This is a genomic window from Streptomyces griseomycini, from assembly GCF_014203535.1.
GTDB classification, from domain to species: Bacteria; Actinomycetota; Actinomycetes; order Streptomycetales; family Streptomycetaceae; genus Streptomyces; species Streptomyces griseomycini.
Genome location: NZ_JACHJI010000008.1, coordinates 84,364 through 101,518 on the forward strand (window position 1 = coordinate 84,364; position 17,155 = coordinate 101,518).

14 protein-coding genes and 2 pseudogenes are annotated in these 17,155 nt (G+C 73.5%); 2 read left to right on the top strand and 14 right to left on the bottom strand.

The genetic code is table 11. The features are described 5' to 3' along the window. Positions 1 to 77: 77 nt before the first annotated feature. The 6 genes and pseudogenes from FHS37_RS22840 to rpe all read right to left on the bottom strand — a co-directional run bounded on the left by FHS37_RS22840 (position 78) and on the right by rpe (position 6,340). Entirely contained in the window at positions 78 to 530 is a 453-nt protein-coding gene (locus FHS37_RS22840) for an Lrp/AsnC family transcriptional regulator (RefSeq protein ID WP_095748338.1), read from the bottom strand. Positions 531 to 540: 10 nt separating this feature from the next. Continuing rightward, positions 541 to 2,019, bottom strand: coding sequence for an amino acid permease (locus tag FHS37_RS22845; RefSeq protein WP_184824256.1), 1,479 nt, complete (start codon positions 2,017 to 2,019; stop codon positions 541 to 543). Between the two features lie 248 nt (positions 2,020 to 2,267). Next, positions 2,268 to 2,781: pseudogene (locus tag FHS37_RS22850) on the bottom strand (GNAT family N-acetyltransferase). 94 nt (positions 2,782 to 2,875) lie between these two features. After that, positions 2,876 to 4,318, bottom strand: a complete 1,443-nt coding sequence (locus FHS37_RS22855) for a GuaB1 family IMP dehydrogenase-related protein (protein WP_184824855.1) — start codon at positions 4,316 to 4,318, stop codon at positions 2,876 to 2,878. Between the two features lie 213 nt (positions 4,319 to 4,531). After that, complete coding sequence (locus FHS37_RS22860) at positions 4,532 to 5,575, bottom strand: sugar-binding transcriptional regulator (RefSeq protein ID WP_184824258.1); 1,044 nt, start codon at positions 5,573 to 5,575, stop codon at positions 4,532 to 4,534. A gap of 78 nt (positions 5,576 to 5,653) precedes the next feature. After that, positions 5,654 to 6,340: a ribulose-phosphate 3-epimerase gene (gene rpe / locus FHS37_RS22865; protein ID WP_184824260.1), complete on the bottom strand. Its 687-nt coding sequence runs from the start codon at positions 6,338 to 6,340 to the stop codon at positions 5,654 to 5,656. 84 nt (positions 6,341 to 6,424) lie between these two features. Between rpe and FHS37_RS39775 the strand changes: the two are divergent. After that, a pseudogene (locus tag FHS37_RS39775) lies at positions 6,425 to 6,762 on the top strand (hypothetical protein); the annotation flags it as partial. Positions 6,763 to 7,001: 239 nt separating this feature from the next. On the opposite strand, the gene FHS37_RS22870 reads toward FHS37_RS39775, so the two are convergent. Further along, positions 7,002 to 8,420, bottom strand: a complete 1,419-nt coding sequence (locus tag FHS37_RS22870) for an RsmB/NOP family class I SAM-dependent RNA methyltransferase (protein WP_184824262.1) — start codon at positions 8,418 to 8,420, stop codon at positions 7,002 to 7,004. A 76-nt stretch (positions 8,421 to 8,496) separates the two neighbouring features. Further along, a complete protein-coding gene (gene fmt, locus FHS37_RS22875; RefSeq protein ID WP_184824264.1) occupies positions 8,497 to 9,429 on the bottom strand; it encodes a methionyl-tRNA formyltransferase in 933 nt (310 codons plus the stop codon). Between the two features lie 281 nt (positions 9,430 to 9,710). On the opposite strand from fmt, the gene FHS37_RS22880 reads away from it, so the two are divergent. Beyond that, positions 9,711 to 10,259, top strand: coding sequence for a hypothetical protein (locus FHS37_RS22880; protein WP_184824266.1), 549 nt, complete (start codon positions 9,711 to 9,713; stop codon positions 10,257 to 10,259). A gap of 79 nt (positions 10,260 to 10,338) precedes the next feature. Here FHS37_RS22880 and FHS37_RS22885 read toward each other — a convergent pair whose 3' ends face one another. The 6 genes from FHS37_RS22885 to FHS37_RS22910 all read right to left on the bottom strand — a co-directional run bounded on the left by FHS37_RS22885 (position 10,339) and on the right by FHS37_RS22910 (position 16,917). Then, positions 10,339 to 12,486, bottom strand: coding sequence for a primosomal protein N' (locus FHS37_RS22885; RefSeq protein WP_184824268.1), 2,148 nt, complete (start codon positions 12,484 to 12,486; stop codon positions 10,339 to 10,341). A 357-nt stretch (positions 12,487 to 12,843) separates the two neighbouring features. Next, entirely contained in the window at positions 12,844 to 14,052 is a 1,209-nt protein-coding gene (gene metK / locus FHS37_RS22890) for a methionine adenosyltransferase (RefSeq protein ID WP_184824270.1), read from the bottom strand. A gap of 238 nt (positions 14,053 to 14,290) precedes the next feature. After that, positions 14,291 to 15,493, bottom strand: a complete 1,203-nt coding sequence (gene coaBC / locus FHS37_RS22895; protein ID WP_184824272.1) for a bifunctional phosphopantothenoylcysteine decarboxylase/phosphopantothenate--cysteine ligase CoaBC — start codon at positions 15,491 to 15,493, stop codon at positions 14,291 to 14,293. A gap of 111 nt (positions 15,494 to 15,604) precedes the next feature. After that, the gene (gene rpoZ, locus FHS37_RS22900; RefSeq protein ID WP_004933985.1) at positions 15,605 to 15,877 is read right to left on the bottom strand and encodes a DNA-directed RNA polymerase subunit omega; all 273 of its coding nucleotides are present in this window, start codon (positions 15,875 to 15,877) and stop codon (positions 15,605 to 15,607) included. Between the two features lie 62 nt (positions 15,878 to 15,939). Continuing rightward, positions 15,940 to 16,533 carry a guanylate kinase gene (gmk, locus tag FHS37_RS22905; protein ID WP_184824274.1) on the bottom strand — a complete coding sequence of 198 codons (594 nt, stop codon included), beginning with the start codon at positions 16,531 to 16,533 and terminating at the stop codon, positions 15,940 to 15,942. A gap of 60 nt (positions 16,534 to 16,593) precedes the next feature. Continuing rightward, the gene (locus tag FHS37_RS22910; RefSeq protein WP_003977346.1) at positions 16,594 to 16,917 is read right to left on the bottom strand and encodes an integration host factor; all 324 of its coding nucleotides are present in this window, start codon (positions 16,915 to 16,917) and stop codon (positions 16,594 to 16,596) included. Between the last annotated feature and the right edge of the window lie 238 nt (positions 16,918 to 17,155).

The following is a 17,155-nucleotide window of genomic DNA, read 5'->3' on the forward strand; positions in this document are numbered from 1 at the left end:
GGCGGGCCCGGCCCGTCGTTCTCGCGGTTCCCCCCGCGCGGATTCCCCCGCGGGTCTCCCCTCGTGTGCGGATCCCCCTACGTGGGCGACCCCGACGAGAAGCGCCGCAGCAGCGGGGACAGCACCAGCACGGACTTGGTCCGCTCGACGAACGGCTCCCCGGCGATGCGCTCCAGGACCCGTTCGAAGTGGCGCATGTCGGAGGCGAAGACCTGGGCGATCGCGTCGGCGTCACCGGTGACGGTGGAGGCGGCCACGACCTCCTGGTAGCGCTCCAGACCCCGCTGGATGGTCTCCGGGGAGGTGTTGCTGCGGCAGTAGATCTCGACGAACCCCTCGGTCTCCCAGCCCAGGGCGGCCGGGTCGACCCGGACGGTGAATCCGGTGATGGCCCCGGTGGCGCGCAGCCGGTCCACGCGCCGTTTCACGGCGGGTGCGGACAGGCCGACGAGCTGGCCGATGTCCGCGTAGGAGCGGCGGGCGTCCTCGGCGAGGGCGTGCACGATGCGTTCGTCGAGATCGTTCAGCACTGCGGGTGGTTCACTTCGCTTCTGACGGGGCCGGTGCGGCGAGCCGGGAGCGGCGGTAGCCGTACAGGAAGTAGAACACGAGCCCGACGGCCATCCAGACACCGAAGACCACCCAGGTGATCGTGGACAGGCTGCCCATCATCCACACGCAGAAGCCGAAGCCCAGCGCGGGCAGGACCGGCGACAGCGGCACCCGGAAGGTGCGGGGCATGTCGGGGCGGGTCCGGCGCAGCACCACGACGGCCACGTTGACCAGCGCGAAGGCGAACAGGGTGCCGATGCTGGTGGCGTCGGCGAGCTGGCCGAGCGGGACCGCGGCGGCGAGCACGCCGCAGAACAGGGAGACGATCAGGGTGTTGGTGCGGGGCGTGCCGGTCTTCGGGTGGACCCTGGCGAACGCCTTCGGCACGAGCCCGTCCCGGGCCATGGCGAACAGGACCCGGGTCTGGCCGTAGAGCACGGTCAGCACGACGCTGGCGATGGCGATGACGGCGCAGAACGCGAGCAGGGTGCCCCAGAAGGTCTGGCCGGTGACCTCGCGCATGATCTGGGCGAGCGCGGCCTCGGAGTCGGTGAAGTTCTTCCAGGGCTTGGCGCCGACGGCGACGGCGGCGACGAGGACGTACAGCACGGTGATGATGACGAGCGACAGCAGGATCGCGCGGGGCAGGTCGCGCTGGGCGTTCCTCGCCTCCTCGCCGGCGGTGGAGGCGGCGTCGAAGCCGATGTAGGAGAAGAAGAGCGTCGCCCCGGCGGCGCTGACGCCGGCCATGCCGAGCGGCATGAAGTTCTCGTAGTTGCCGGAGCGGAAGCCCTGGACGCCGATGGCGCAGAACAGCACCAGGGCGCCGATCTTCACGATGACCATGACCGTGTTGGCGCGGGCGGACTCGCGGGCGCCGCCCAGCAGGAACGCCATGGCGAGCAGGACCACGATCAGCGCGGGCAGGTTGAAGACTCCGCCGTCGCCGGGCGGGGCGGACAGCGCGGCGGGGATGGTGACGCCGATGGTGCCGTCGAGCAGTTCGTTGAGGTACTCGCCCCAGCCGACGGCGACGGCGGCGACCGACACGCCGTACTCGAGGACCAGGCACCAGCCGCAGACCCAGGCGACCAGCTCGCCCATCGTTGCGTACGCATACGAGTAGGAGGAGCCGGAGACCGGGATGGTGCCCGCCAGCTCGGCGTAGGAGAGGGCCGAGAAGAGGGCCGTCAGACCGGCGATGACGAAGGAGAGGGTGACGGCCGGACCGGCCTTGGGGACGGCCTCGCCGAGGACGACGAAGATGCCGGTGCCGAGGGTGGCACCGATGCTGATCATGGTCAGCTGCCACAGCCCGAGGGAGCGGCGCAGCGAGCCTCCCTCACCCTGGCCACCCTCGGCGACCAGGTGTTCCACGGGCTTGCGGCGCATCAGGCGCGCGCCGACGCCCGAGGCGGACGGCGCGGTGGGCCTGCTGTTGTGCGGGGGTGCGCCTTGGTCGAGCACGCGCTGGCTCCTTCGTCACTGCCGGTCTTCCGCGGCGGGGACCGGCGGCGCCCCGCGACAGCCGGGACCCGTCGAGCGGAGTCCCCGCCGCACCACGTACAGCGCGTAACCCTACGAGGTCGGGCGTTGCTGCTGAAATGCAGCAACCTTGCGCACCGCCGTAAGATCGTTGCGTTCCTCGCGCCGGAGCGGGTGTTCGTTGCGCCGGGGCTTTCGTCCGTTGCGTCCGGACCGGGCCGGGCCGCGGGTCAGGCCGGCTCCCCGGCGGGCAGTTCCCTGACCAGGAAGGTGCACGGATCGGCGCGCTCGTGGCGGGTCCCGTCGGCGTCCCGGTACGTCCAGCGGTCGAGGTAGTCGGTGAGGGGCGGTGGCCGAGCCGTGCGTAGAGGGCGCCCGCGCGCGGGGTGTGCCGGACGCCACCCCGAGACCGACGGCCGTGTGGCCGCGCTCCCGGGCCGGCGCCTCGGCCCTGCGGAGCAGCGCGCTGCCGATGCCCCGCGAGCGCAGGCGCTCCGGCCAGACGCCGAGACCGTTGATCTCCGGGCAGCCCGGCCGTGCGGCCCGTACACCGGGGTCCGCGCAGCCGCCCCAGCGCACCTCCGCGTGGCCCACGGGCCGTCCGTCCAGCCAGACGACGGGGGAGGTGCTCTCACCGGCCCGCTGGCGCGCGAACCGGCGGGCGTGGAAGGAGGTGGCTCCCGCGGAGCCGATGTACCGGTCCAGCCGTTCCACGTCCGCGGCCCGGCAGACGGTGATCCCCATGACGACGACCGTACGGGCCCGGACGCACCACGGCCCCCGTTCTTCCCGGCGGGCGGGGTCGGCGGGGGCCGTGGGGGGGGGAAGGCGGGCGCCGTCAGTTCCAGCTGGCGTGCAGCGGCTTGCCCTCGGCGTAGCCGGCGGCGCTCTGGATGCCGACGATGGCCTTCTCGGCGAACTCCTCGAGGGAGGCGGCACCGGCGTAGGTGCAGGAGGAGCGGACGCCCGCGATGATCGAGTCGATCAGGTCCTCGACGCCCGGCCGGGCCGGGTCGAGGAACATGCGGGAGGTGGAGATGCCCTCCTCGAACAGCCCCTTGCGGGCCCGGTCGTAGGCCGACTCCTCGGAGGTCCGGTTGCGCACGGCACGCGCGGAGGCCATGCCGAACGACTCCTTGTAGGCACGGCCGTTCGCGTCGTGCTGGAGGTCGCCCGGGGACTCGTAGGTCCCGGCGAACCAGGAGCCGATCATCACGTTGGACGCGCCGGCCGCGAGCGCCATCGCCACGTCGCGCGGGTGACGGACACCGCCGTCGGCCCACACGTGCTTGCCGTACTTCTTCGCCTCCGCCGCGCACTCCAGGACGGCGGAGAACTGCGGGCGGCCGACGCCGGTCATCATCCGGGTGGTGCACATGGCGCCGGGGCCGACGCCGACCTTGACGATGTCCGCGCCCGCCTCGACGAGGTCGCGCACGCCCTCGGCGGAGACGATGTTCCCGGCGACGATCGGGACCTGCGGGTCGAGGCCGCGCACCAGCTTGACGGCGTTGATCATCGACTCCTGGTGGCCGTGCGCGGTGTCGATGACGAGCGTGTCCACGCCCGCGTCCAGCAGCTGCTTGGCCTTCCCCGCCACGTCGCCGTTGATGCCGACGGCGGCGGCGATGCGCAGCCGGCCCCGGTCGTCGGTCGCCGGGGTGTACAGCGTGGCGCGCAGGGCGCCCTTGCGGGTGAGGATGCCGGCCAGCCTGCCGTCCCCGTCGACGGCCGGGGCGTAGCGGCGGTTGGCGTGGTCGAGGGTGTTGAAGGCCTCGCGCGGGTCCATGTCCGCGTCGATCAGCAGCAGGTCCTTGGACATGACCTCTTCGAGCTGCGTGAAGCGGTCCACGCCGGACAGGTCGGTGTCGGTGACCACGCCGACCGGCTTGTGCCCGTCGTCCACGACGACGCCCGCGTTGTGCGCGCGCTTGGGCAGCAGGGCGAGCGCGTCGGCGACGGTCTGGTGCGGGGCCAGCACGATGGGGGTGTCGAGCACCAGGTGGCGGCTCTTGACCCAGGAGACGACCTCGGTGACGACCTCGATCGGGATGTCCTGCGGGATGACCACGAGACCGCCGCGGCGGGCCACGGTCTCGGCCATGCGGCGCCCGGCGATGGCGGTCATGTTGGCGACGACGAGCGGGATGGTGGTGCCCGTGCCGTCCGGGGAGCTGAGGTCCACGCCCTGACGCGAGCCGACCGCGGACCGGCTCGGCACCATGAAGACGTCGTCGTACGTCAGGTCGTACGCGGGCTGGATGTCGTTGAGGAAACGCACGTGCTGCACATCCCAGTCGATCAGAGGTGGCCCCCGGACAGGTCTGCCAGGGGGAAGAGCACGTACTTCATTGTCCCATGTCGACCGGTATGCGGTCCCCGGGCACATCGTCCAAGCAGGTCAGGGGGTCTCGGGAGGAACCTCCAAAGCGGGAGGGGGGATGGGGCCGCCCGCGGGAGGGGGCGGCGGCGACCGCCCCCTCCCGCGGGGTCGTCAGTTTCCGTCGGGGTCGGCCCGGTTGAGCGCCGGCTTCGGCGTCGGTCCCGCCGTCATCAGGTAGTCCGCGGCCGAGGTGTCCGTCACCAGGCTGGTGACGAGCCCGGAGCGCAGCACCGCGTCGATCGCCGGTCCCTTGCGCTGTCCGCCCGCGATCGCGACGACCTCGGGGACGCGCCGGAGCTGGTCGGTCTTGACCGTGATGCACCGCTCCCCCAGGTCCCGGCCGACCCGGCGCCCCTCGGCGTCGAAGAGGTGCGCGGACATCTCGGCGGCGACACCGAGGGAGGCGTAGTGCGCGCGCTCCTCGTCGCTGAGCATGTCGTGCACCGTCGAGATGCCCGGCTCCCAGGAGCCGATGGACACACAGGCGACCGTGACCTTGTCGAAGTACTCGAAGGCCCGCGCGATCCCGGTCTGGTGGCGCAGCGCCGCCGCGGTGGCCGCGTCCGGCAGCAGCATCGGCGCGTAGATGGGGTGGGCGTCGCCGCCCGACACCTGCGCGGCGCGGCGCACGGCCTCCACCGAGCCGCGTTCGGCGGTCCCGGCGTCGTACACCCCCGTCAGCTGCACGACCGTGCAGGGCGGCAGCCGGTCCAGGGCCGCCGCCATGTGGATGGTGGACCGGCCCCAGGCCAGGCCCAGCACGTCCCCCTCGTTGACCAGCTCGCCGAGCAGGTCGGCGGCCACCTCTCCCAGGTTCTCGGGGTCGGGTGTCTCCTCGGCCTCGGCCGGGGACTCGACCACGACGGCGTGCCTGAGGCCGTAGCGGGCGCGGAGCGCGTCGGAGCGCTCGGCGTCCAGCTCGGCCGGCACGCGGATCTCGATCCGTACGAGATCCCGTTCGAGGGCGGTCTCCAGGACCCGGGCCACCTTGAAGCGGCTGACGCCGAACTCCTCGGCGATCTGGATCTTGGATTTGCCCTCGAGGTAGAAGCGGCGGGCCATGGCCGCCGCCTGCACCAGCTCAGCGGGTCCCATCCGCATGGCTGACCGGCCCGCCGACATACCCGACACGGCGATCTCCTCACTGCTGTTCACACTCTGGATTCGCCGTTCATCCTTGCAGATCCGGCGCGGTTGATCAGCCCTGCTGGGAGCCGTTCACGTTCCTGACGCTCAGTGGTCGCACGCCCACGACGCCTTGCCGGTGGCGGCCTCGGCCTGGTTGCGCAGTGCACGGACCGCCTCGGCCGGGTCCGACGCCCCGTACACGGCGGAACCCGCGACGAAGACGTCGGCGCCGGCGTCGGCGCACCGTTCGATGGTGGACGCCGAGACCCCGCCGTCGACCTGCAGCCAGAGCTCCAGACCGTGCTTGTCGATCAGTTCGCGGGTGCGGCGGATCTTCGGGAGCATGATGTCGAGGAAGGCCTGGCCCCCGAAGCCCGGCTCGACCGTCATGATCAGCAGCATGTCGAGCTCGGGGAGCAGGTCCTCGTACGGCTCGATGGGGGTCGCGGGCCTGAGCGCCATGGAGGCGCGCGCGCCCTTGGCCCGGATCTCCCGGGCGAGCCGCACCGGTGCGGTGGCCGCCTCGACGTGGAAGGTGACGGAACCGGCCCCCGCTTCCACGTACTGGGGCGCCCACCGATCGGGGGCCTCGATCATCAGGTGGCAGTCCAGCGGGGTGTCCGTCGCACGGGCGAGCGACTCCACGACCGGCACGCCGAGCGTGAGGTTCGGGACGAAATGGTTGTCCATGACGTCGACGTGGAGCCAGTCGGCTCCCTCGACCGCCCTGGCCTCGTCCGCGAGGCGGGCGAAGTCGGCGGACAGGATGCTGGGATTGATCTGCACGGCCATGGGACCAAGCCTGCCATGCCCGCGCCCGTATGTTCCCCCCGGTCCGGACCTGGTTTTTCATCGGATGTTCCGACGCCGCCGCCCGTGCCGGTGCTGTGGCTGACGGTGCTGTTCGTGACCGCGCCCCTCGCGCAGAGGCCGGCGGACGCCCAGGACGACGACGCGGCGTCCCGGCCGCCGGGGTCCGCGGAGTCGCCCCGGGTCCTGGAGATCTCCGAGGACTTCCGGCCCTGGCGGATCCCCGCATCGTGGTCCACGCCCGGGAGGCCGGTCCGCGTGCGGCGCGGGTCTTCGTGCCGATCGCGACGGACGCGAAGGGCTGGGAGCGGATCGCGCCCGTGGTCGACCCGGTCCGGGACGACGCCGGCGGGGGCGGCGACGGGCTCGCCGTGCGCTTCACGGGCCCGGGCGGCACCTCGGCCGGGCCCGGTCCCGGCCGCACCTTCGCCGCCCTCGGCACGCTCCCCGGGGCCGCCTCCGCCGAGGCCGGCCTCGCGGTCGCGCCGGGCGTCCCGCCGGACACCTGCGTCGTGCGGTCGGTGCCGGTCACGTCCCTGTTCCCGGACGTGGGCCCGAGGGTGTGGTGGCCGGACTGTGAGGGCGACCGGGACGACGGGGACGACCGGGACGACGGGACCGAGGCGGGGGCCGGAGGCGAGCGTCAGCCGGTCCGGCGGATGAGCGCCAGGTACATCGCGTCGGTCCCGTGCAGGTGCGGCCACAGCTGTACGTCGGGGCCCTCGCCCAGATCCGGCACGCCCGGCAGCAGCGGCCGGGCGTCGACCAGTCCGGTGTCCGGGAACTGCTTGAGGAGGTCGGCGACCACCGCCCGGGTCTCCGCGAGGTGGGGCGAGCAGGTGGCGTAGCCGACGACCCCGCCGACCCGCACGGACTCCAGGGCGGTGCGCAGCAGTCCGCGCTGGAGCGGGGCGAAGCCGTCCAGGTCCTCCGGCCGGCGCCGCCAGCGCGCCTCGGGGCGGCGGCGCAGGGCGCCGAGACCCGTGCACGGCACGTCGACCAGAACCCGGTCGAAGCTGCCGGGCCGCCACGCCGGCCGCGTCCCGTCGGCGGCGACGACCTGGTACGGCCCCGGATTGCCGGACAGTGCCTTCGCCACCAGCCCGGCCCGGTGCGGCTGCTTCTCCGAGGCGAGCAGGACGGCGCCCCGCTCGGCGGCGAGCGCCCCGAGCAGCGCGGCCTTGCCGCCGGGCCCGGCACACCCGTCCAGCCACATCCGGTCACGGCCCTCGACCGGCGCGTTCGCGAGCGCGAGGGCGACGAGCTGGCTGCCCTCGTCCTGGACACCGGCCCGGCCCTCGGCGACCGCCGCGACGGCGCCCGGCTCACCGCCCTCGGTCAGCCGCACGGCGTAGGGCGACCAGCGCCCCGGCACGGCCGCCTCCTCGCCGAGCAGTTCGCCGGTGGTGGCCCGGCCCGGCCGGGCGACGAGCGTGACCTCGGGCCGCTCGTTGTCGGCCCGCAGCAGGTCCTCGATGCCGGCCCGTCCGCCGCCGAGCGAGTCCCACAGCGCGGAGACGACCCAGCGGGGGTGCGAGTGCACGACGGCGAGATGGTCCTCGGGGTCCTCGTCGTAGGGCGGCGCGACGCGCTCCAGCCACCCGTCGAGATCGTCCTGCGCGACCTTGCGCAGCACGGCGTTGACGAACTTGGCCCGCCCGTCGCCCAGCACCACCCGGGCCAGTTCGACGGAGGCGGACACGGCGGCGTGCGTCGGGATCCGCGTCCCGAGCAACTGGTGCGCGCCCAGGCTCAGCACGTCCAGCACCGGCGGGTCGACCTCGCGCAGCGGCCGGTCGACGCAGGCCGCGATGATCGCGTCGTACGTCCCCTGCCGGCGCAGCGTCCCGTAGACCAGCTCGGTCGCCAGCGCCGCGTCCCGGGCGTCGAAGTCACCGCTCTCGCGCGCCTTGCGCAGCAGCGGCGGCAGCACGAGGTTGGCGTACGCGTCCCGCTCGTCCACGGCCCGCAGGGCGTCGAAGGCGAGGATGCGGACGGGGTCCTTCTGGGGCCGGCGGTAGGGCTTGGCGGGCTTGCGGGGCCGACGGGGCTGGTCGCTCACGAAAAAGGTGCTCCGGAAGTGGGGTGGGGTGCGCGGTCCAGCCTACGTCGTCGGGGCGGACCGCCGCCCCGCGGCGTCAGGCGCCGACGCCCTCCCCGGCGGCGATCCGCACCCCGCGCGCCCAGTCCGCCGCCCGCATCGGCTTCTTGCCCTGGGCCTGCACCCACAGCAGCTCCACGGCGTACGAACCGGTGCCGACGTACACGTTGTTCTTGCCGGCGGCCAGCTCCCCGGGCGCGAGGTCGGTCCGCCCGGGCACGGGGGCGGCCTGGACGATCTTGAGCCGCTCGCCCCGGAAGGTGGTCCAGGCGCCGGGCGCGGGGGTGCAGCCGCGCACCACGCGGTCGACCCGCAGCGCCGGGGTGTTCCAGTCGACACGGGCGTCCTCGACGGTGACCTTGGGCGCGAGGCTGACGCCCTCGGCGGGCTGCGGCACGGCCTTCAGGGTGCCGTCCTCGATGCCGTCCATGGTCGCGGCGAGCAGTCCGGCGCCGGCGAGGGCGAGCCGGGTGAGCAGGTCGCCGCTGGTGTCGGTGGGGCGGATCTCCTCGGTGAGGGTGCCGTAGACGGGCCCGGAGTCGAGGCCCTCCTCGATGAGGAAGGTGGAGGCGCCGGTGATCTCGTCGCCCGCCATGACGGCGTGCTGCACGGGGGCGGCCCCGCGCCAGGCGGGCAGCAGCGAGAAGTGCAGGTTGACCCAGCCCCGGGCCGGGATGTCCAGGGCCGCCTTGGGCAGCAGGGCGCCGTAGGCGACGACGGGACAGCAGTCGGGGCCGATCTCCTTCAGGCGCTCCAGGAACTCCGGGTCCCTGGGCCTGGCCGGCTTGAGCACCTCGATCCCGGCCTCCTCGGCCCGCTCGGCGACGGGTGAGGCGACCAGCCTGCGGCCCCGACCGGCCGGCGCGTCGGGCCGCGTGACGACGGCGGCCACCTCGTGCCGCCCGGAGGCGAGGAGTGCGTCCAGCGCGGGAACGGCGACCTCGGGGGTACCGGCGAAGACGAGCTTCATGGGGTGCTTCGGGCCTCTCGGGCAGGGACGGACACGGGCGGCGCACCAGTCTATGGGGGCGGTGACCGAAGCACCCGTGCGGGGAGAGCCGAAAGGCGCCGGGGAAAGCCGGGGAGAGCCGTCGGAGGTCGAGGCGCACGCACCCCACGGGGGCGTACGCATATGCCGCCGCGCCCCCACCCCGTGACCCGCGGAGCGAATCCGCGTTGGTCAAGAAAGAGTTGACCACGGGCCCCCGACACGGGCCCATTCCTTTCAACGCCGGTTCGAGAGGCTTGTTCATGGCCGACCACGCAACCCACGACGCCCAGGCTCGGGCCAGCCTGCACTTGCTGGTGCGGGACATCGAGCGGGTCCGCCGGCAGGTGGACGCACTGCGCACGCTCACCGCCCAGTTGGGCAACGTCTACCGTCCGCGCCGCTCCGGCCCCTCCACAGGCTTCGTCGTCTACGGGCGCGCCCCCGCTCCGACGGTCCGTCTCGCCCAGGAGCTGCGGGACAGTGTCGAGACCCTGGTCACGGCGGCCGTGGACTTCGACCGTTCACTGGGCTTCTCGTGGGACGCGGTGGGCTCCGCACTGGGCGTCACCAAGCAGGCGGTGCACCGCCGTTACGGCTCCCGCCGGGCCCCCGCGCAGGCGCCGAAGGCCGCCGAGGCCGAACGCGCGGCGGAGCCGTCGGGCACCCGTACGCTCAACGTGGGTGCCGGTCTCTCCACGGTGCCGACCGTCCCCGAGACCCGCTCCATGCCGACCCAGCCCACCGCGGGCAGCCCGTCCCTCCGCGACGAGCCACGGCCGACGGCCTTCCCCGGCCCCCGCAACGGCTGAACCGCCCGCTCACCCCCCTGGACCCGCCCTCCCGGACGCACCGCCTCCGGGAGGGCGGCGGCGTACCGCACGGCGTCCCTCACCCGATGTCCGGCGGGTCGATCCGCACCCGCACCGCCTCGCCTCCGCCGCGCGCCGTCCGCGCCGCCTGCGCGGCCTTCAGCGCGCTCGCCAGGGCGGCGCCCCTGCCCGGCGGCACCCGGATCAGGCCCCGCTCCCAGTGCTCCCCGGGAGGCGGTCCCCCCGGTCGCCGCGGTCGCCCCGCGGCGGTGACCGGCAGCGGCACCGGCCCCAGCACCTCCGCCTCCCTCGGCAGTTCGACCGCGCGGAGGAACTCGCCCACCGCCTGCCCCGGCCCCGACACCGCCGCCATCCGCGACACCGGGGGGAATCCCAGTTCGGCACGCTCGGCCAGCTCCCGCACCGCGTGCCCGACCGGATCCCACCGCACCAGTGCCTGCACGGGCCGCAGCGACGGCTCGGCGACCACCACCACCGTGCCCCCCGCCGACTGGGGACGGACGAGTGCCGCCGCGCCGATCCAGCGGCGCAGCGCGTCCTCCCCGGCCCGCAGGTCGGGGCGGCCCAGCATGGCCCACCCGTCCAGCAGCAGGGCCGCCGCGTACCCGCCCTCGGCGACCGGCTCCGCGCCGGGCGTGCTCACCACCAGCGCGGGCGCCGCCGGCACCGTGTCCAGCACGTGCTCGCGCCCCGAGGTGCGCACCGGGACGGCCGGGAAGGCGCGGCCCAGTTCCTCGGCGGTCCGCCGCGCCCCCACCACCTGGGCCCGCAGCCGGAATCCGCCGCACTCGGGGCAGTGCCAGCCGCTCTCCCCGCGCCCGCACCAGCCGCACCGCAGGTCGTCGGAGCCCTGCGCCTCCAGCGGTCCGGAGCAGTGCCGGCACCGGGCCGGTGCCCGGCAGCGGGCGCACGCCATCCGCGGTACGTACCCCCGCCTGGGCACCTGCACCAGGACCGGCCCGCGCCGCAGCCCTTCCCTGACGGCCTGCCAGGCGAGCGTCGGCAGCCGCGCCGCACGGGCGGCCTCGTCGCGCGCGAGGTCCTCGTCGCCCACGGTGCGCACCAGCGGCGCGGTGCCCCGCACCCGCTCCCTCCCGGCGACCAGCGGTCGGGCCCAGCCGGTCTCCACGAGCTGGGCGGCCTCCACGGTGCAGCTCCAGCTCCCCAGGAGGAACCCGCACCCGTCCTGCGCCGCCCTCAGCAGCAGCACCTCACGGGCGTGCGGCTGCGGGGCGTGCTGTTCGCTGTGGCTGTCGTCGCCGTCGTCCCAGACGGCGACCAGTCCGAGGTCCCGCACCGGCGCGAACATGGCCGCGCGCGTCCCGACGACGGCCCGTACGGATCCCCGCCGCACGGCGAGCCACTGCGCGTACCGCTTCTCCGGTCCGGCGTCGGCGGTGAGCACCGCGTGCCGCCCCCGGCCCAGCAGTGCGGTGAGCGCGGCGTCGACGCGGGCGACGGCCCGTCCGTCCGGCAGGACGACCAGCGCGCCGCGCCCGGAGGCCAGCGTCGCCGCGACGGCCCGCGCCAGTTCCTCGCTCCACTGCGGACCGGGCAGCGCGTTCCACACCGCCCGCGGGGCGCCGCCCGCGGCCAGCGACTCCAGGAACGCCGCCCCCTGTTCGTAACGGCCCCAGGAGCCCGGCTCGGGTGCCGGGGGCGGCGGCAGCGGGGCGGGCGAGGGCCGCTGCTCGGCACGGGCGTTGCGCGGCGGCACGGCGAGCTGGAGCACGTCGGCGAGGCTTCCGGCGTACCGGTCGGCGACCGCCCGGGCGAGCCCCAGCAGTTCCCCGCTCAGCACCGGCTCGGGTGAGACGACCTGGGCCAGCGCCGCCAGGGGGCCCGAGTAGTCGGACTCGGCGAGCCGCTCGACGAGGAACCCGTCGATCAGTCCGCCGCCCTCGCGCCGTCCCTCGCGCACCCGGTGCCGTCCGGCGCCGAACCGCACCCGCACCCGTACCCCGGGCTGCGCGTCGGCGTCCAGTTCCTCGGGCACGGCGTAGTCGAAGTACCGGTCGAGGTGGAGCACGCCCTTGTCGACGAGGACCCGGGCGACGGGCAGGTGCTCGGCGAGCGCGGCCCCCCGCCAGGTACGCGGCTTGGCCCGGGGTGTCCTGGCCTTGCGCACGCTCTCCCGGATGAGCGCGAGCTGCTCGGGCGGCGCGCCCTCCGCGCCCCCGTCCGCCTGTCCGTTCTCGCTGCTCACGCCTGCATTCTTACCAAACGCCACTGACAGCGGCACCGGCCCGAGATCGGCCGGGGCACGGATCGCGAACGCCGGACGGCGCTTCTGCCTTGGGCCACTCGGCCATGCCGGTCCGGGGACCGGCAGCAGGATTCGAACCTGCGGGGGATCACCCAGAAGTATCCGTGCCCGTCGCACCGGGCCGGGCGCCGCCGTGCTCCCGGGCGCGGCCGGGACCGCCGCACCGGGAGACCACCAGCGTAGGCGCCCGCCCGCACGGCGTGCGAACCGTTTGCGAAGCGGCCCGGCACGCGCCGGGGCCCGGCGCCCCCGAAGGAGCGCCGGGCCCCGCTGCCGGCTCCGGTGCGGCCGTACGTCCTACAGGCCCGCGGCCTTGCGCAGCGCGTCCACGCGGTCGGTGCGCTCCCAGGTGAAGTCGGGCAGCTCACGGCCGAAGTGACCGTAGGCGGCGGTCTGGGAGTAGATCGGGCGCAGCAGGTCCAGGTCACGGATGATCGCGGCCGGACGGAGGTCGAAGACCTCGTCGATGGCCTTCTCGATCCGCTCGCTGTCGACCTTGGCGGTGCCGAAGGTCTCGACGAACAGGCCGACCGGCTCCGCCTTGCCGATCGCGTAGGCCACCTGGACCTCGCAGCGGGAGGCCAGGCCCGCGGCGACCACGTTCTTGGCGACCCAGCGCATCGCGTACGCCGCCGAGCGGTCCACCTTGGACGGGTCCTTGCCGGAGAAGGCGCCGCCGCCGTGGCGGGCCATGCCGCCGTAGGTGTCGATGATGATCTTGCGGCCGGTCAGGCCCGCGTCGCCCATCGGACCGCCGATCTCGAACCGGCCGGTGGGGTTGACCAGCAGACGGTAGTTCTCGGTGTCCAGCTTGATGCCGTCGTCCAGCAGCGCCTTGAGCTCCGGCTCCACGACGAACTCGCGGATGTCGGGGGCGAGCAGCGACTCCAGGTCGATGTCGGAGGCGTGCTGCGAGGAGACCACGACGGTGTCCAGGCGGACCGCCTTGTCGCCGTCGTACTCGATGGTGACCTGGGTCTTGCCGTCCGGGCGCAGGTAGGGGATCGTGCCGTTCTTGCGCACGTCGGACAGGCGCTTGGACAGGCGGTGCGCGAGGAAGACCGGCAGCGGCATCAGCGTCGGCGTCTCGTCCGTCGCGTAGCCGAACATCAGGCCCTGGTCACCGGCGCCCTGCCGGTCCAGCTCGTCGTCGTCGCCCTCGACGCGGGTCTCGTAGGCGGCGTCGACGCCCTGCGCGATGTCCGGGGACTGCGCGCCGATCGACACCGACACGCCGCAGGAGGCGCCGTCGAAGCCCTTCTTCGAGGAGTCGTAGCCGATTTCCAGGATCTTGTTGCGGACCAGCGTCGCGATGTCCGCGTACGCCTTGGTCGTGACCTCGCCGGCCACGTGCACCAGACCGGTGGTGATCAGGGTCTCGACGGCGACCCGGGAGGCCGGGTCCTCGCGCAGCAGCGCGTCGAGAATGGTGTCGCTGATCTGGTCAGCGATCTTGTCGGGGTGACCCTCGGTCACGGACTCCGAGGTGAACAGACGACGGGACACAACGCTCCCTGGGGTTGCAGCGGCTGCTGGCTGATCATTGGCGGACGGCGGGGGCTGCACCCGGCGCCGTCCGTGGAACAGTTTATCGGTCGCGCTCCGCCGCCGGCCCTCCTGTCTCGCCTCTCGGGAGCGCTGTGACCTGCGGCACGGGCATTCTGCCCATGTCGAGCGATGTTGGCCAGAGGCACCGCACTCCGAGGGGCGGGGTTTCGGGGAACCGGACGGCGGATGCGCTCGCTCATCCGAGGCGCTCGGCCACCAGGTCCCACACGGTTTCGGCCAGGGTCTCCTTCGGGCCGTGCGCGACGGGGGTCTCGCTGCCGTCGGCGCCCAGCACCACGGCCTCCGTCTCCTCGGAGCCGAACGTCTTGCGCTCCCCCACCTCGTTCACCACCAGCAGGTCGCAGCCCTTGCGCTTCAGCTTGGCGCGGCCGTTGGCGAGGACGTCGTCGGTCTCGGCGGCGAAGCCGACGATCACCTGTCCGGGGCGCGTCCGGTCGCCGGAGATCTCGGCGAGGACGTCCGGATTGCGCACCAGGGCGACGGGCTCGGGCTCCTGGTCGTCCTTCTTCTTGATCTTCCCGGTCGCGTAGGCCGCCGGGCGGAAGTCGGCGACGGCCGCGGCCATGACCACCGCGTCCGCGTCGGCGGCGGCGGCGAGCACGGCCTCGCGCAGTTCCACGGCGGTCCCGACGGGGACGACGTCCACGCCGGCCGGGTCGGGCAGGGCGGTGTTGGCCGCGATCAGCGTGACGCGGGCGCCCCGGGCGGCGGCGGTGCGGGCGAGGGCGTAGCCCTGCTTGCCGGAGGAGCGGTTGCCGAGGAAGCGGACGGGGTCGAGCGGCTCCCGCGTGCCTCCGGCGCTGACCACGACGTGCCGCCCCGCGAGGTCGGGCTCGGTGACGCCGCGGGCCAGCACCCGGCGGCAGACCTCGAAGATCTCGGCCGGGTCCGGCAGCCTGCCCTTGCCGGTGTCGACGCCGGTGAGGCGGCCGACGGCCGGCTCGACGACGACGGCGCCGCGGCGGCGCAGCGTCGCCACGTTCTCCTGGGTGGCCGGGTGCTCCCACATCTCGGTGTGCATGGCGGGGGCGAAGACCACCGGGCAGCGGGCGGTGAGCAGGGTGTTGGTGAGGAGGTCGTCGGCGAGGCCGTGGGCCGCCTTGGCGAGCACGTCCGCCGTGGCCGGGGCGACGACCACCAGGTCGGCGTGCTGCCCGATGCGGACGTGCGGCACCTCGTGGACGTCGTCCCAGACCTCGGTGGAGACCGGGTGGCCGGAGAGGGCGGACCAGGTGGCGGCGCCGACGAAGTGCAGCGCGGAGGCGGTGGGGACGACCCGCACGTCGTGCCCCGACTCGGTCAGCCGCCTGAGCAGCTCACAGGCCTTGTACGCGGCGATGCCACCGCTGACCCCCAGAACGACCTTCGGCTTGTCCACCGTCTCTCCCCGGACCTCGGAAATGTGCGACCACCACCCATGAGACACCACAGGCCCGGCAGACGTGCTGCCGGGCCTGTGGAAAAGTCAGCCGAAATCAGCTGGTGCGACTTACTGACCGGGGCCCTCGACGGCCTCGGAGGTCAGCAGTCCCGCGTTGATCTCGCGCAGGGCGATCGAGAGCGGCTTCTCGTGGACGTGGGTGTCGACGAGGGGACCGACGTACTCGAGGAGACCCTCGCCGAGCTGCGAGTAGTACGCGTTGATCTGGCGGGCCCGCTTGGCCGCGTAGATCACGAGGCTGTACTTCGAGTCCGTGGCCTCGAGGAGCTCGTCGATCGGCGGGTTGATGATGCCCTCGGGCGCGGAGATGGAAGAGGACACGCTCTACCTTCCGATGGATGGGAAAGATTCAGTCGGGGTGACCGGTGAAGGACTGCTCACGATCACACGACGTTCATCAAGGCTAGCAGCTCGCGGGCCACGGCCTCGACGGAGGTGTTGACCAGGGTCTTGTCGAACTCCGGCTCGGCCGCGAGCTCGGTCTTCGCGGCCTGCAGGCGGCGCTCGATCACCTCGGGCGACTCGGTGCCGCGGCCCGTGAGCCTGCGCACGAGCTCCTCCCAGGTGGGAGGGGCCAGGAACACCAGCTGGGCCTCGGCCATCGACTCGCGGACCTGCCGCGCGCCCTGGAGGTCGATCTCCAGCAGGACGGGCACGCCCGCCTCCAGGTGCTCCAGCACCGCCGCGCGGGGCGTGCCGTAGCGGTTGCCGGCGAACTCGGCCCACTCCAGCAGCTCGCCGTTGGCGATCAGCTTGTCCATCTCCTCGTCGGTGACGAAGAAGTAGTGGACTCCGTGCTGCTCGCCGGGACGGGGCTTGCGCGTCGTCGCCGACACGGAGAGCCAGACCTCGGGGTGCTCCTTGCGCATATGGGCGACGACCGTGCTCTTGCCGACCCCGGAGGGGCCGGAGAGCACGGTCAGCCGCGGACGTGCGTCCGGGGGTTCGGGGGTCGTCCCCCGGGGTGTTGCAGCCATGCAGCGATTATTCCAGCAATCGCGGGATGCCCGGGACGTCGGTCCCGGACCGCCCGGGACTCAGGAGCCGGTGCTGCCGAACTCACGCTCCAGGGAGGCGATCTGGTTGGAACCGAGACCGCGCACGCGGCGGCTCTCGGAGATGCCCAGTCGCTCCATGATCTGCTTGGCGCGGACCTTGCCCACGCCCGGCAGGGACTCGAGCAGGGCGGAGACCTTCATCTTGCCGATGACGTCGTTCTCCTGGCCCTGCTTGATGACCTCGTGAAGGGAGGCGCCGGAGTGCTTGAGTCGATTCTTGACCTCGGCCCGCTCCCGGCGAGCCGCGGCGGCCTTTTCGAGCGCGGCTGCGCGCTGTTCAGGGGTAAGGGGCGGAAGAGCCACGCCTACGTCACCTCGGATGTCGAACTGTCGGATACGGACCGGTGAGGAACCTAGTCGCCCCACACCTGGGGAGCCACGAGCAACACGCTTGCCCGTTCTCCCCCACTGCCTGAAGGGCGTGGGAGGTACCCCCACCCGTCGGAGACTAGCGGGCAACTCCGTCTGAGTCAGCGAGAACAGCGGAAAAGTCCTGGTCAGCCTCCGTCAGGCCGGACATTTAAGACATATTGCCTCCGAT